9 protein-coding genes are annotated in these 14,458 nt (G+C 70.9%); 6 read left to right on the top strand and 3 right to left on the bottom strand.

Annotation, left to right across the window (positions count from 1 at the left end; genetic code table 11):
- Positions 1-47: 47 nt before the first annotated feature.
- Positions 48-3,878, bottom strand: coding sequence for an nSTAND1 domain-containing NTPase (locus ACZ4TO_RS30955; protein ID WP_468025931.1), 3,831 nt, complete (start codon positions 3,876-3,878; stop codon positions 48-50).
- A 378-nt stretch (positions 3,879-4,256) separates the two neighbouring features.
- On the opposite strand from ACZ4TO_RS30955, the gene ACZ4TO_RS30950 reads away from it, so the two are divergent.
- On the top strand, positions 4,257-4,442 hold the full coding sequence (locus ACZ4TO_RS30950; RefSeq protein WP_468025930.1) for a hypothetical protein: 186 nt from the start codon (positions 4,257-4,259) through the stop codon (positions 4,440-4,442).
- A 170-nt stretch (positions 4,443-4,612) separates the two neighbouring features.
- Here the strand turns inward: ACZ4TO_RS30950 and ACZ4TO_RS30945 are convergent, their stop codons facing one another.
- Positions 4,613-6,706 carry a hypothetical protein gene (locus ACZ4TO_RS30945; RefSeq protein ID WP_468025929.1) on the bottom strand — a complete coding sequence of 698 codons (2,094 nt, stop codon included), beginning with the start codon at positions 6,704-6,706 and terminating at the stop codon, positions 4,613-4,615.
- 181 nt (positions 6,707-6,887) lie between these two features.
- Complete coding sequence (locus tag ACZ4TO_RS30940; protein ID WP_382778529.1) at positions 6,888-7,067, bottom strand: DUF6480 family protein; 180 nt, start codon at positions 7,065-7,067, stop codon at positions 6,888-6,890.
- A gap of 293 nt (positions 7,068-7,360) precedes the next feature.
- On the opposite strand from ACZ4TO_RS30940, the gene ACZ4TO_RS30935 reads away from it, so the two are divergent.
- The 5 genes from ACZ4TO_RS30935 (at position 7,361) to ACZ4TO_RS30915 (ending at position 14,344) form a co-directional block, all read left to right on the top strand.
- The gene (locus ACZ4TO_RS30935) at positions 7,361-10,135 is read left to right on the top strand and encodes a lectin (RefSeq protein ID WP_468025928.1); all 2,775 of its coding nucleotides are present in this window, start codon (positions 7,361-7,363) and stop codon (positions 10,133-10,135) included.
- 346 nt (positions 10,136-10,481) lie between these two features.
- Positions 10,482-11,948 (top strand): PepSY-associated TM helix domain-containing protein, encoded by a 1,467-nt coding sequence (locus ACZ4TO_RS30930; RefSeq protein ID WP_468025927.1) that lies wholly within the window; start codon positions 10,482-10,484, stop codon positions 11,946-11,948.
- Between the two features lie 169 nt (positions 11,949-12,117).
- The gene (locus ACZ4TO_RS30925; protein ID WP_468025926.1) at positions 12,118-12,801 is read left to right on the top strand and encodes a hypothetical protein; all 684 of its coding nucleotides are present in this window, start codon (positions 12,118-12,120) and stop codon (positions 12,799-12,801) included.
- A gap of 212 nt (positions 12,802-13,013) precedes the next feature.
- Positions 13,014-13,622 (top strand): sigma-70 family RNA polymerase sigma factor, encoded by a 609-nt coding sequence (locus ACZ4TO_RS30920; protein ID WP_468025925.1) that lies wholly within the window; start codon positions 13,014-13,016, stop codon positions 13,620-13,622.
- A gap of 80 nt (positions 13,623-13,702) precedes the next feature.
- Positions 13,703-14,344 (top strand): superoxide dismutase, encoded by a 642-nt coding sequence (locus ACZ4TO_RS30915; protein ID WP_451075660.1) that lies wholly within the window; start codon positions 13,703-13,705, stop codon positions 14,342-14,344.
- Positions 14,345-14,458: the final 114 nt, after the last annotated feature.

Raw genomic sequence — 14,458 nt, 5'->3', positions numbered from 1 at the left:
CGTTGGCCCAAAGTCGGTGTCGCGAAAGCTCGTTGAGCCCGGAGTGGTCACCGGATCTTGGTGCGTCCGGGCGGGTACTGCGGGCACAGGCGCCGGTACGGTGTGTCTCCGACGTGTCGTTTCCATTCCTGGTGCGTGAGGTTGCGGCCCGCCCTGAGGCACAGTTCGCCGGCCCATCGCCCGGGTACGGGGACGATCCTCGCGGCCCTGTCCCAGGATGCCGTGGCCAGGAGCCTGCCGTCCGGGCTGAACGCCACCGAGGTGACCCAGCCGGCCGTGGCGCCGAGGGTGGTCAAGAGGTGTCCGTCCCGGGTGTCGAAGAGGCGTGCGGGCGCCGCACCGTCCCGGCTTCCGATCGCGATCGTGCCGCCGTCCGGGCTGAACGCCACCGCTGTCACCGGGTCGTTCTGCTTCGCGAGGGTACGCAGGACGGAGTGGGTCTCGATGTCCCACATGCGTGTGGTGCCGTCGCTTGCGGCCGTGGCCAGGGTCTTGCCGTCAGGGCTGTACGCTGCCGCGTTGACGATGGCGCCGGCATCGAAGCGCGCGGTCGTGCGGTGAGTCCGCAGGTCCCACAGGCGGGCCGTGCCGTCGGTGGACGCGGTCGCCAGGGTCCTCCCGTCGGGGCTGAACCGCACGGCGTCCACCCAGCCGTCGTGGCCGTAGAGGATGCCGAGGCAGCGGTGGGTGCGGGTGTCCCACAACCGAGCCGTGCCGTCGGTGGACGCGGTCGCCAGGGTCCTCCCGTCGGGGCTGAAGGCCACCGAGTCCACGGCGGCGATGTGCCCCCTCAGGGTGGCGAGGGCACGGCGGGTGCGGGTGTCCCAGAGACGCGTACGGCCCTCTTCGTCCCCGGTCGCCAGCACGGGGTCGCGGGGACTGAAGCCCACCGCGAGCACATGCGGCCCATGAGGAAGCACGGCTGTCGTACGGCCGCTGTCCGTGTCCCACAGCCTGGCGGTGCCGTCCCTGCTCCCGGTCGCCAGTGTGCCGCCGCCGGGGGCGAACGCCACGGCATCGAGATAGCCGCTGTGACCGGTCAGTTCCCTGGCCGCGCGGCGGAGCGAGATGCCCCATACCCTGGCGGTGCCGTCGGAGGAGGCCGTCGCGACGGCCTCCCCGTCCGCACCGAAGGCCACCGCGTTGACGGCGTCCGTATGACCCTCCAGGACGGAGCTCTTCCGGGTGCGCAAGTCCCACAGCCGGGCGGTGCCGTCCCGGCTACCGGTCGTCAGCGTGCGACCGTCGGGGCTGAATGCCACCGAGGTCACCACACGTGTATGCCCGTGCAGCGTCGCAGAGGGACGCCTGCTGCGTACGTCCCAGAGGCGGGCGTCGCCGTCGGCGGAGCCCATCGCCAGCGTCCTGCCGTCGGGACTGAACGCCACAGAGAACACCTCCCTCCCGTGCCCCTTCAGGACAGCGATGCTCCTTCCGCTCCGTAGGTCCCACAGTCGGGCGGTGTCGTCCCAACTGCCTGTTGCCAGCGTGTTGCCGTCGGGACTAAACGCCACCGAGCCCACTCTGCCGGTGTGTCCGGCCAGGGTGGCGAGCGCTCGGCCCGTACGGGATTCCCACAGTTGCGTGGTACCGCTTGCAGAGCCGGTGGCCAGGGTCCTCCCGTCGGGGCCGAACGTGACGGACGTGACCGGACCCGTGTGCTGCTTCAACCGGATGACGCTCTCACCTGTGCGTATGTCCCAGAGGCGGGCGGAACCGTCGAGGGAGCCCGTTGCCAAGGTCTTCCCGTCGGGGCTGAAGGCCACGTCGGTGACCTCGCCGGAGTGCCCGGCGAGAACGGTCGCCTTCCAGCCGTGGTCGGCACGCCACAGCCGGACGGTGTGGTCCTTGCCGCCGGTGGCCACCGTGTGGCCGTCGGGGCTGTACGCCACCGCGGTGACCGCGCCCGCGTGGCCGATCAGCGGCCGTACAGGGTGCACCGGTGCCGCCAGGGCGTCCTGCGCGCTCCCGGTGGTCGTGGCGTTCGACCGGAAACCCAGGCCGGCCAAGGCCAGGAGGCCCGCCAGCTCGGGCCGGGTCGCGAGTGCCGCGCGGGAGTCCGCCGCGAGGCTGCTGGCTCTGGCGGTGCGACTCTGCTCGTCGGCTGTCCTGCGCTCGCCCTCGGCCGTCCTGCGTTCCGTCTCGGCGGTGCGCCACTGCCAGCCCGCCAGCAGCGTGGCGGTCAGGGCGGAGACGACCAACAGTGCCAGGACGGATGTGAGACGTCGTAATCGCCGATTGCTGTGCAGCGCCGCTTCGGCCCGCGCCGTCGCGGCCTCGATCTCGGCTCGCGCTGCCGCCTCACTCTCCGCCAGGAACGTGCTCTCCAGCGGATTGAGGTCGGCACCCCGCCCCTGAGCCATGTCCGCGGCACGGATGAGCCGGTGGCCGCGGTACAGGCTCCCCGGATCGCGTCCGAGAGCCTGCCAGGACTCGGCGGCGGCCGTGAGGTCGCGGTGCGTCCGCAGCCAGTCACGGTCCTCGGCGAGCCAGCCCCGCAGCAGATCCCAGGCCCGTACCAGAGCCTCGTGCGTGATCTGGACGACCCCGTCGTCAGCGGTCACCAGGCGTTTGTCCACCAGGCGTTCCAGAGCGACCCGAGCCGGACCGCCCTCGTGGGCCAACTCGTCCTCGCGTACCCTGCGGCGCAGCGCCTCACCGCCGTCGTCGACCGTGACCAGCCGGAGCAGCAGTCTCCGGGCCGCCCGCCGCTGCTCCGGGTCGAGGGCGTCGTACGTCCCCTGGGCCGTGTTGGCCACAGCGTGCCGGATGCCGCCGGACGCCCGGTAGCCGGTCAGGGTCATGCGGCGGCCGTCGCCCTGTGCCCAGGTCGCCCGCAGCGCGTGCGCCAGCAGCGGCAGGGATCCGGCATCGTGACCGCCGCCCTGGACGCCCAGGTCGCGCAACAGGGTTTCCAAGAGCCCCGGTTCGAGTTCCAGTCCCGCGGTGCGCGCCGGGCCCACGACCGCTTCGCGCAGATCCGGTTCGCTCATCGGTCCCAGGACGAGACTGCCCGAGCCGACCACTCCCGCCAGTCCGGGTACGGCGATGCATCGGTGCAAGTAGTCCGCGCGCACGGCCACCACCACCGGAGCCGGTCCGCGGCCGTCCGCCCGGCCGGCGGCTCGCTCGATGAGCCGGGCCACGAAGCGACAACGTTCGTCCTGGTCGGCGCACTGGGTGAAGATCTCCTCGAACTGGTCGACGATCAGCACCGGTCGACTGGTCCGACCGTTCTCGTCGTCCAGCGGCCGATCGAGCTCGTCCAGCCGCCGCAGCGCCTCGAGCGGGTGCGGGCCGGGGGTGACAAGCAGCGCTGTCGAGGTGTCGGCGCTGTGTGGGGACAGCGCCCCTCGGCGCAGCGCCGGTACCAGGCCGGCACCCAGGAGGGAGGATTTACCGGCCCCCGACGCTCCGGTGACGAAGAGCGGCGGTCCACCGTCGAGGCGGCTCTTCAAGAGTCTGAGAAGTTCCTCGACCTGAGCGGTGCGGCCGAAGAACCAGGCGGCGGTGTCTTCGGTGAAGGAGTGCAGTCCCGGATAGGGGCATCGTTCGGCCGCACGACCTCGGGTACCGCCGGATCCACGCTCGGAACCGGTTGGGCCGGCCAGCAGGCTCTTCAACGCCAGATAGTCGCCGAGCAGGTTTTCCGCGCGGCTCTGCCTCTCCCATCGATCGATCTTCAATCGGGCCAAGCACGTGCTCACGTACGCGTCGAACAGGGCGCGGTCCGGAACCCTGGTGCCTCGGCCGTTCTCGAGGTCCGAGATGGTCGAACCGGCGCAGTCGCTCCGGCGGGCCACAGCCTCCTGGGTCAGACCCGCCTCGACACGCAGGTCACGCAGACGCCGCCCCAGCAGGGCGCGCCGCGTGCTCACCTCGTCACTCCCGCCTGGGCGCGGCGTCATGCGCTCCTCCGGCGGCCGGAGCTCCGGCGAACTCCGGAGCGATCGCGCCGAAACTGCCTTCCGCCTGTGCCTTCACCCGGTGATTCCGGCCTCGACCGCAACCTGGGCCGGCCTTCCACGCCCCGGTGCAGCCTGAGTCCAGCCGAACTCCGGCGAGCGTTCACGGGTGTTCGGTGGAACGGAATGCCAACAGCCACGCTCTGCCTCCCGCCGCTCACGTGATGCCGTCAGGAGCGTATGCGCTGGACCCGCTCAGGCATCTCGGTTCGCCACAAAAGGGGCTTCGCGTGCTCCCTTTCGCCGGTTGCTTCACAGCGACCGGCAGCCGCCGCAAACAAAGGGGTCAATATGAACCACGGAATGAACGACCAGGCGAACGGGGCCGCCGAATCCGGTAAGGGCCGCGGCCAGGGCGCCAGCCCCACCGCACTGCGCCTCGGCCGCACGGCCCTGCTCGGCCTGGTGCGCGGGATCGCCACCGCGACCGGTTCGGCGCTGGTCGCCGGGATCACGTGGTGGCTGCGGAACCATTGACCTCCCGCGGTGGTCCGTGGCGCCTCGTGTGGACCCACCGCGACACGTCGTGGCACCGATGGGAGCCGCCTCCCGGCCTCTGGACCACAAGGAAGGCCGCGCAAGCCGGTTCAGCACAGGTTCGTTCAGGCCTTGCTCGCGGTCGCGCCCCCTGGAGGGCAGGCATCCCGTCAACGCGACGTCGTGGCCCAGGCCTGGTCGTCGACGTGACCGTCGAGCCACGCCCGAGCCGCCTCGCGTTCGGCCTGGGTCGGCTTCGGGTCCAACTGGTCCGGGTTGCGTATCAGGAGGTGTTCGCGGGCGACGTGCAGTCCGATGGCGCGGGCCTCCGGCGACAGGCCGGGGTGATCGGCGACCTCCACGGCTCGCTGCCACCAGCTCCGGCTGTACGGGCTGACGGAGTAGTGCCACAGCGGCTGTTCGGGGTCGGCCACACCGATCAGCACCCGGCGCAGGACGTGACCGTTGACGCCCGGGGTGCCGAGCAGCCGGTCGGCCACGAACAGGGGATGTTCCCCGTCGAGGCGGGCCCTGACCAGCACCCAGGTCATCAACTGGCCGACGTCGTGGGAGGGTCTGGTGACGAAGTCCCACAGTTCGGCGGCCTTGGCCTCGTCGGGAGCGCCGAGGTGGGTCAGGAGCCGCACCTTGTCCTTCCACACCGGCCGGGCTCCGTTCCACCAGGAGACCAGCTTCCCCGCGGCCGGATGGCCCAGGTCGAGGGCCAGGCAGGTCAAGGTGACGAGCGGGTGGCGCCACTCGGTGTACGTGGTCCGGTACGTCTTGGTGAGGTCCTTGAACCGGCCCGGCAGCAGCGCCTCGACATCGGCCTCGGTGGCCTTGCCGTGGGCGAGGAGGAGTTCGAGGCAGAAGCCGAGCCCCTGCAGACCGGTGGCCGGGTCGGCGACCCGCTCCCGCAACCAGCGCACATCGGTGTCGGTGAGCGTCCGATACCGGTGCCACAGGCGGGTCAGCGCCCCCTCGGAGGCGGTGAGATCCGTGCCGGTACCGGACAGGAGCCCGTCCCGGACGGCCTCGTAGCGCTCCACGGCGGCCAGCACCTCGGCGGAGTCGGTGCCGACGAGAACGGAGCCGCCGGGCCGAAGCGCCTCCTCCCGTACGAGATCCGCCTGGTCGCGGGCAGCACTCGCCGCGAGGACGCGCAGGGCGTGAGGCAGCCGTTCGTCCGTGCCGAAGCGGACGGCCGCGAGCGCCGCGTACGAAAGGCCGGCGCGGTGATCCGCCCCCGTCTCCCGGCGCCAGTCGGCCGTGACGGCCCCGACCAGCGCGTCGTACAACCCGCGCAGGGAATTCTCCGGGGCGGCGGACGTGGCGAGTTCCGCCGCGAGGTCGGCCGCGGCCAGCACCGCGTCCGGCTCGCGGATGGACCGGTGCAACGCCAGCCAGGCGTGGACCGAAGCACGGTCGCCCGCGAGCGCGAACGCCCGCACGGCGGCCAAGGCACGTTCCGACGGCACCCGCCGCAGGACACCGGACGCCCCGGCGCCGAGGCCGGTGACCATCTCCCACGCCTCCTCGCGGTCGTGGCGCAGCAGCGCGTGGAGCAGTTCCCGCCAGGCGCTCCACTCCGTCAGCGGTCGCTCACGCTCCAGTCGCCAGGCGGCCAGCAGCCGCTCCGCCTCCTCGATCGTGAGTGCGTCCCGCCGCTCCAGGGCGACCACGAAGCGCATCGCGGCGGAGAGGTCCAGGGAGTCGCTCAGCCGTTCGTGGAGCCATGCGGCCTCGGCCGGTGACAGCGGCCGGTACCGGACCGAGAGAGCGCTGCGGTCCAGTGGTTCGTCGAGCGCCGCGAGGAACTGGCGCACGCCGTCGGGGTCTTCGGGGTCGGGCAGGCCCGCCTCGTCCCGGGCGGTGATGCGGTCCAGCCGGAAGGCGCTCTTCGGACCGCCGTCGACGACCCGGAATCCGGCCGGCCCCTCGCCGAGTCCGGCGGCGACGGCGGCGTGATCGCCGCCCCAGTGCAGCAGCAGCTCGCCCGTCAGGGAACCGGAGCGGTCGAAGGCGTGCCGGTGGGACTGCCAGTGCCAGTACGCGAAGGAGACGGGGCCGCCCAGTCCCCTCGCCTCGATGAGTTCCGCCGCGTCACCGTGGCCCTCGGACTGGGTGTAGCGGGCCCGGTTCGGCGGCGGCAGCACGAGGAACCCGTCCCCTCCGAGATCCCGCCACCAGGCCTTGATCGTGCCGAGATCCGAGTGTCGCCGCGTCGTACGCTGCCCGGGCGGGGCGGTGTCGGGGCTGGTCACGTGCTGCTCCCTGGCTCTTCGGGATCCGTCCCGGACGAATCTTGCTTCCGGGACTCACCCTGTCACAGGGCACTGACATCACCTTCCGCGCCCGGTCCTCCCGGCGCTCAACGGGTCTGCCCGCTTGCGGCGTTCCACCGGTCCGTGCCTCCGGTTCTCTTCTGTCACCTGGCCGTCCGGCTCAGTACCCGCTGATCCGGGCCACGAAGTACCCGGCCACGATCACTGAGCCGACGACGATGAAACCGAGCCAGAGGTAGGGGTGTTCCCATATCCCGCCGTCGGGCTGTTCCTGGTGCGCTTCGGCGATGGAGCCCTCGACGGGAGGGGTCTCGCCCGGGGGTACGAGTGGATGCGTCATATATCAACGGTCCGTCCGATGGATCGGCGCCGCATCTTCGTGGCGGACGTCGGGGTCGCCCCTGCGCGAATCGTTGACATGACCCTGCCCTGTAGCTAGCTTCACGGACAGTTTCCCGTCCGTGCCCCCAGGTGCTCGCGGCCCAGGGGTCCCGTCCGTGCGTTCGCATCGCCAGGCCCCGTCTCGACGATGCGACAACGTTGTCCAACTCGACTGCTGCCCACATGCCGCACCTCGCAGGAAGACAACGTTGTCAGTCTTCAGCTCCCGCTCCCGAGTAGAGGAGAAACCCCGTGACACGACTGTCGAGACCCCCCGGAACGGCCGCGATCGGTTTACTCGCGGCCACCGCACTGGCCGTGGCCGGGCTGTGCGCACCCGCGTCGGCGGCCGGGAAGGCCGCGCTCGTCGCCTCGCCGGCCACCGTGGTCAACCCGTTCATCGGCACGTCGAACGAGGCCAACGACTTCCCCGGGGCCGACGTTCCGTTCGGCATGGTGCAGTGGAGCCCCGACACGACGTCACGGCCCCCCGGCGGCGGCTACGAGTACAACGACTCGTCCATCACCGGCTTCAGCCTCACCCACATCGCCGGGCCGGGCTGCGGCGCCGCGGGGGACGTACCCGTGCTGCCGACGGTCGGCACGGTCAACACCGGCGCCACGGACGCGTTCTCGCACGCCAACGAGTCGGCGAGCGCCGGTTCGTACAAGGTCGCGCTCAACAACCAGGTGACCACCGAGCTGACCACCACGACCCGCAGCGGGATGGCGCGCTTCACGTTCCCCTCGACCAGCCAGGCCAACCTGATCTTCAAGCTCACGGGCAGTCAGAACGGCGCCTCGGCGACGCAGTTCACCAAGGTCTCGAACACCGAGGTGAGCGGACAGGTCACCAGCGGTCGCTTCTGCGGGGCCGGGAACACGTACACCGTGTACTTCGACATGGTCTTCGACCAGCCGTTCGCCTCGCAGGGAAGCTCGGTCGCCAAGACCTCGGACGCCACCCCCGCGAAACCCCGTACGGCGTCCAAGAACGCGGCCGAGAAGCCCAACAAGCCCGTGCTCCACGGCAAGATGCCCACCGCGGCGGCCCCGAAGACCGCCAAGGACAGCGCCGCGCCGGAAGCCGCCGCCTCGAACGGATACGTCACCTTCAACACCACCGCCAACCCGGTGGTGCAGGCCAAGGTCGGCGTCTCGTACGTCTCGGTGGCCAACGCGGCGGCCAACCGGGCGGCGGAGAACACGGGGTGGGACTTCAACGCGACCCGCACCGCCGCCCAGGACGCCTGGAACAGCGCACTGGGCAAGATACAGATCGCGGGCGGAACGGCCGCGCAGCAGCAGACCTTCTACACCGCGCTCTACCACTCGCTGCTGCACCCGAACGTCATCAGTGACACCAACGGCCAGTACTACGGCTTCGACGGCAGGACCCACACCGTGGACGCCGGCCACAAGGCGGCCTACGCCAACTACTCCGGCTGGGACATCTACCGTTCGCAGGCTCAGCTCGAAGCACTGGTGGCCCCCCAAGTCGCCTCGGACACGGCCCAGTCGATGGTGGACGACTACGCCCAGACCGGGATCTTCCCCAAGTGGTCGGAGAACAACGGCGAGTCGTACGTGATGGTGGGGGACCCGGCGGACGCCATCATCGCCGACTACTACGCCTTCGGCGCCCGGGACTTCGACACCACGACCGCCCTCGCCGACATGGTGAAGCAGGCGAGCACGACCAACAACGACCGGCCGGGTCTCAACTACCTGAACTCGCCCGGATACATGCCGCACGACGGCAGCTACGGCTGCTGCAACTTCTACGGTCCCGTGGCCACCACACTGGAGTACAACACCGCCGACTTCGCGCTCTCCGCGATGGCCGGGGCGCTCGGCGACACCGGCAACCAGAAGACGTACGCGAACCGGGCCCAGGGCTGGCGCAACGTGCTCAACCCGGCCTCCGGCTTCGTCGAGCCGCGCAACGCGAGCGGTTCCTGGACCGGCGGCTTCGACCCCACCAGCGGCACCGACATGGTCGAGGCCGACTCCTGGATCTACACCGGGATGATCCCGTTCAACATCGGCGGCCTCGCGCGCGCCAAGGGCGGCAACACGGCGATGAGCCACTACCTCGACACCGTGCTGCGCAGCTACACGGGCGACAAGGGGTACGCGTGGGTCGGCAACGAACCCAGCATCGAACTGCCGTGGGAGTACGACTACATCGGTCAGCCCTACAGGACGCAGAGCACCGTACGGTCGATCCAGCAGCAGATCTGGGCGAACACCCCGGGCGGGCTGGCCGACGGCAACGACGACCTCGGCGCGATGAGCGCGTGGTACGTGTGGTCCGCGCTCGGCATGTTCCCCGAGACTCCCGGGACCGCCGACCTCGCCCTGGGCTCGCCCCTGTTCACCCAGGCCGTGATCACCCTTCCGTCGGGCAAGACGCTGACGATCAACGGGAACGGGGCCGCCGACAACGCCCCCTACGTCCAGTCCGCGACGTGGAACGGCTCCGCCTGGAACAACGTCTACGCCCCCACGTCGGCGATCACCGCCGGCGGCACCCTGACCTACACGCTCGGCACGAGCGCCAACACCTCCTGGGCGACGGCCGCCTCCGCCGCTCCGCCCTCCTACACCGGGGACACCACCGCCCCGGCCTCACCCCGCATCGGAGCCATCACCTCGGCGGTGGCCTCCAACCTGTGCGTGGACGACGCGAGTTCCTCCACCACCGACGGCAACCACGTCCAGATCTGGACCTGCAACAACACCTACGCCCAGGACTGGATCGTCGCCGGCGACGGAACTGTCCGCAGTCTCGGCAAATGCCTGGACGTCGACCACAGCGGGACCACCAACGGCACCCTGATCCAGCTCTGGACGTGCAACGGGACCGGCGCCCAGCAATGGACCGCGGGCGCCAACGGCTCGCTGATCAACCCCCAGTCCAAGCTGTGCCTGGACGACCCCAACTCCACGACGACCACCGGCACCCAACTCCAGCTCTACACCTGCAACGGCTCGGCCGCCCAGAACTGGAAACTGCCCGGCTGAGCCGGCGCCTCACCGAGCCACGCGGCGCGTGACGCCCATATGCCCCGGCCACCGGCCGGGGCATACCCGCGCGCTCCTGCTCCCGGCACTCGCGCAGACGCCGCCGGTCTTCTTTCGTCGGTTCCCGGGGTAGCCCGGGGCGCGGGGCTGGGCAGGTCGCGCAGCCGATCCAAAAAAACGTGGAGCCGCTCGGGAACTCCACGGGCTCGCCGTCCGACTGTTTGGGGACAGCGGCCTTGAAACCGGCCGGTGTGCGGTGGCGTCACGGCCGGTCATCGGCCGCTCGACGCCCCGCCCAGCACGGATGACGGCGCACAGCGCCGTCGACACAGAGCGAGGACCGGCCATGTCCGTCAGTTCCGAGATACCCGATCTGCCCGAGGCAGGCACCGAGAGACCCGAAGCCGCGGGCCGCACGGCCACGCCGGCGCGGCGGCAGACGGGCTTCGGCGCGCTGCTGGTACGGCTGCACTTCTACGCCGGTGTCCTGGTGGCCCCGTTCCTGCTCGTCGCGGCGGTGACCGGACTGCTCTACACGTTCACGCCGCAGTTCGACTCGCTCGTCTACGGCAAGGAACTCACGGTCGCGCACACCGCCGACAGCGCCCGGCCGCTGGCCGACCAGGTCGCCGCCGCCCGTACCGCCCACCCGAAAGGCACGCTGACCGCGGTCCGCCCGGGAACCGGCGACGAGACGACCCAGGTGGACTTCGCGCTGCCGGAGCTCGGCGAGAAGGCCCATACGGTCTACGTGGACCCGTACACGGGCAAGGTCACCGGCCAGTTGACCACCTGGTACGGAAGCACCCCGCTCAAGACCTGGCTGGACGATCTGCACCGCAACCTCCACCTGGGTACGACCGGACGGTACTACTCGGAGATCGCCGCCAGTTGGCTGTGGGTCCTCGTCCTCGGCGGTCTCGTCCTGTGGTGGCGGCGACAGCGCGGGAACCGGACCGCGCGGCTGCTGCTGCTGCCCGACCGGGCCGCGAAGAAGGGGGTCCGGCGCACGCGCAGTTGGCATGCCACCACGGGACTGTGGCTCGCGCTCGGTCTGCTGGTCCTCTCTGCGACCGGTCTGACCTGGTCCCGTTTCGCCGGCGCCCACTTCGGTGAGGCCCTGGACGCGCTGCGCTCCGGCACGCCCGGTGTGTCCACGACGCTGTCCGGCACGTCCGCGGGCGCGGCCGGCGGTCACCACGCCGGCCATCTCGGCTCCCACACGGCCGAGACGGTCGATCCGGAAGCCGTCGACGGAGTCCTCGAAACGGCCCGACGCGACGGCCTGGACGGCCCGGTGGAGATCGGCGTCCCGCAGGACACCACCACCGCGTGGACGGTTTCACAGACCCGCAACCTGTGGCCGGTCGGACGCGACAGCGTCGCCGTCGACGCCTCCACCGACAAGGTGGTCGACCGGGTGGACTTCGCCGACTGGCCGGTGCTGTCCAAGCTGACCCGCTGGGGCATCAACGCGCACATGGGCACCCTGTTCGGCCTCGTCAACCAGATCCTGCTGGCTGTCCTGGCCGTCGGCCTGACCTGCGTCATCCTCTGGGGCTACCGCATGTGGTGGCAGCGCCGCCCCACCCGCGCCGACCGCAGGGCTCCCCTCGGCGCTCCGCCGGCCCGTGGCGCCTGGCGCGGAATGCCCATCTGGGCGCTCGCCGTCGGCGTCGTGGTGGTGGTCGCTGTCGGCTGGGCGCTGCCCCTGTTCGGCATCCCCCTGGCCGGGTTCCTCGTCGCCGACCTCGTCATCGGAACGGTCCGCCGCCGCGCCACGCCGACCGCACCCACACCGTCCGGCAACTGACCCTGACCCTGACCCTGACTCTGGTGCTGGTGCTGGTGCTGGTGCTGGTGTTGCTGCGGGTGCCGGTGCTGATATGAGATGAGTCACCGTCAGTCCCGTGAGGTGCGCTCCGATGCGCCCCCGTACCCCCTGACGACGATCGGATTCCGGGTGCGAGGATGGGCGCGTCATGACTGTCGGAGGGTGGTGCCGCACACTGCGGGCCGGTGTATTCGCCGTCGCCTGCGTGCTGTTGGCTGCCCTCGGGCACGTGACGATGTCCGGCTCCGACGTCCCGGGCTGGAGCATGGCGGCCGGTGCCGCGGGTACGGGGGCGGCCGGCTGGTTCCTGGCCGGCCGTGAGCGCGGGCGCGCGCTGATCGTCACGGTCGTGGTCGCCGCACAGGCGCTGCTCCACGAGACGTTCTCCCTGGCGCAGACAGTGATGCCCGGGCCGGAGTCCGGCCCGGGCCTCCGGTCGGCGGACGCGGCCGACACGGCCGCGATGAACATGGACTCCATGGACATGGGCGCCATGAGCCACATGGCGTCCGACATGAGTGGCGCGACGACCGCCGACAGCATGGCCCACATGGGAGCGGGCGCCACCTTCGGCATGCTCGCCGCCCACGTCCTCGCGGCCGTTCTGTGCGGAATCTGGCTGGCGTACGGCGAGCGCGCCGTCTTCAGTCTCCTGCGGGCCGCGGCGGCCCGGCTGGCCGCTCCGCTGCGGATGCTGCTGGCGCTGCCCGCACCGAGCGGCCGCCCCGTCCGGCGGCGGCGTCGCCCTGAGCGCCGGACGGCACTCGCCCGCCTCCTTCTCTGCTACTCCGTCACGTCTCGAGGTCCGCCCGTGGGTGCCGCTGCCGTCTGAGGCAGCCGGATCCACCGGGGCCCACCCGCTCCCGACCGCCGCGATCCCGCGCGGCGGACCACTCCGAAGCCGCACACCACCGCGTGCGAACGGACGAGCGGGCCGTGGGCTCCGTGCATCGCCGTACCCACCGTGGACGGCGCACCCCCATGTGCCGGAGAGCCCGTTCTCTGATGAGACGTGGCCCCGGATGACCTCGAGAAGGACATCGCGTGATCACTTCTGTCATGCCCTCTCCCCGCGCGGAGCGCCGCGCCGTCGCAGACGCTTCCGCCACCGCTTGGGCGCTGGCGGCCCGCAACGGCGACGCCTACGCGGCCGAGCGTTTCGTCCGCGCGTTGCACGGCGACGTCCTGCGTTACGTCGCCCACCTCAGCGGAGATCCCCAGACCGCACAGGACCTGACGCAGGACACCTTCGTACGAGCCCTGGACAGCCTGCCGCGCTTCGAGGGGCGTGCGTCGGCGCGCACCTGGCTGATGACGATCGCCCGCCGAACGGTGGCCGACAGCTTCCGACGGGCCGCGGCCCGTCCCCGGGTGGCCCACACCCACGACTGGCAGTCGGCCCTGGAGGGCACTCAGTCCCGCGGCCTGCCGGGCTTCGACGACGGCGTCGCGCTCCTGGACCTGCTGGAGGCGCTGCCCGACGAACGCCGTGAGGCGTTCGTGCTGACCCAGATCGTCGGGCTGCCCTACGAAGACGCGGCCCGCTTCATCGGCTGCCCCATCGGCACCGTCCGCTCCCGGGTGTGCCGGGCCCGGGCCACGCTGGAACGCCTGCTGCTCGAAGCCGACAGCCAGGCCGTGGCAGCCGGATGACGTGCCGTAAGGGCCCAGTTTGCTCTTGCTGTTATGGTGCACCTGCATATCATTCGCAATAACGTCGGAGGACGTTGGACATGGCGGTTTACACGCTCCCGGAGCTTCCGTACGACTACGCGGCGCTCGAACCGGTCATCAACCCGCAGATCGTCGAGCTGCACCACGACAAGCACCACGCCGCGTACGTCAAGGGCGCGAACGACACCCTGGAACAGCTCGCGGAGGCCCGCGACAAGGAGCAGTGGGGCTCGATCAACGGCCTGGAGAAGAACCTGGCCTTCCACCTCTCCGGGCACATCCTGCACAGCATCTACTGGCACAACATGACCGGCGACGGCGGCGGCGAGCCCCTCGCGGCGGACGGAGTCGGTGACCTCGCGGACGCCATCACCGAGTCCTTCGGCTCCTTCGCGGGCTTCAAGACCCAGCTCACCAAGGCCTCCGCGACCACGCAGGGTTCGGGCTGGGGCGTCCTCGCGTACGAGCCGCTCAGCGGCCGCCTGATCGTCGAGCAGGTCTACGACCACCAGGGCAACGTCGGCCAGGGCTCGACGCCGATCCTCGTCTTCGACGCCTGGGAGCACGCCTTCTACCTCCAGTACAAGAACCAGAAGGTCGACTTCATCGACGCGATGTGGGCCGTCGTCAACTGGCAGGACGTGGCACGGCGTTACGCCGCCGCCAAGGAGCGAGGCGACAGCCTGCTGCTCGCGCCGTGAGCGCGGCGGGCGGGTCGTGACGCGGTGAGCGTCCCCACGTCCACGTCCGCACAGACGTCCTGCTCGTGATCGTCTTCTCGACCATCACCCGCAGGCGGTACAACCGAGGGCTCC

The sequence above is a fragment of the Streptomyces sp. NPDC028298 genome (assembly GCF_055565895.1).
This window is presented reverse-complemented; position numbering and strand designations above follow the sequence as displayed.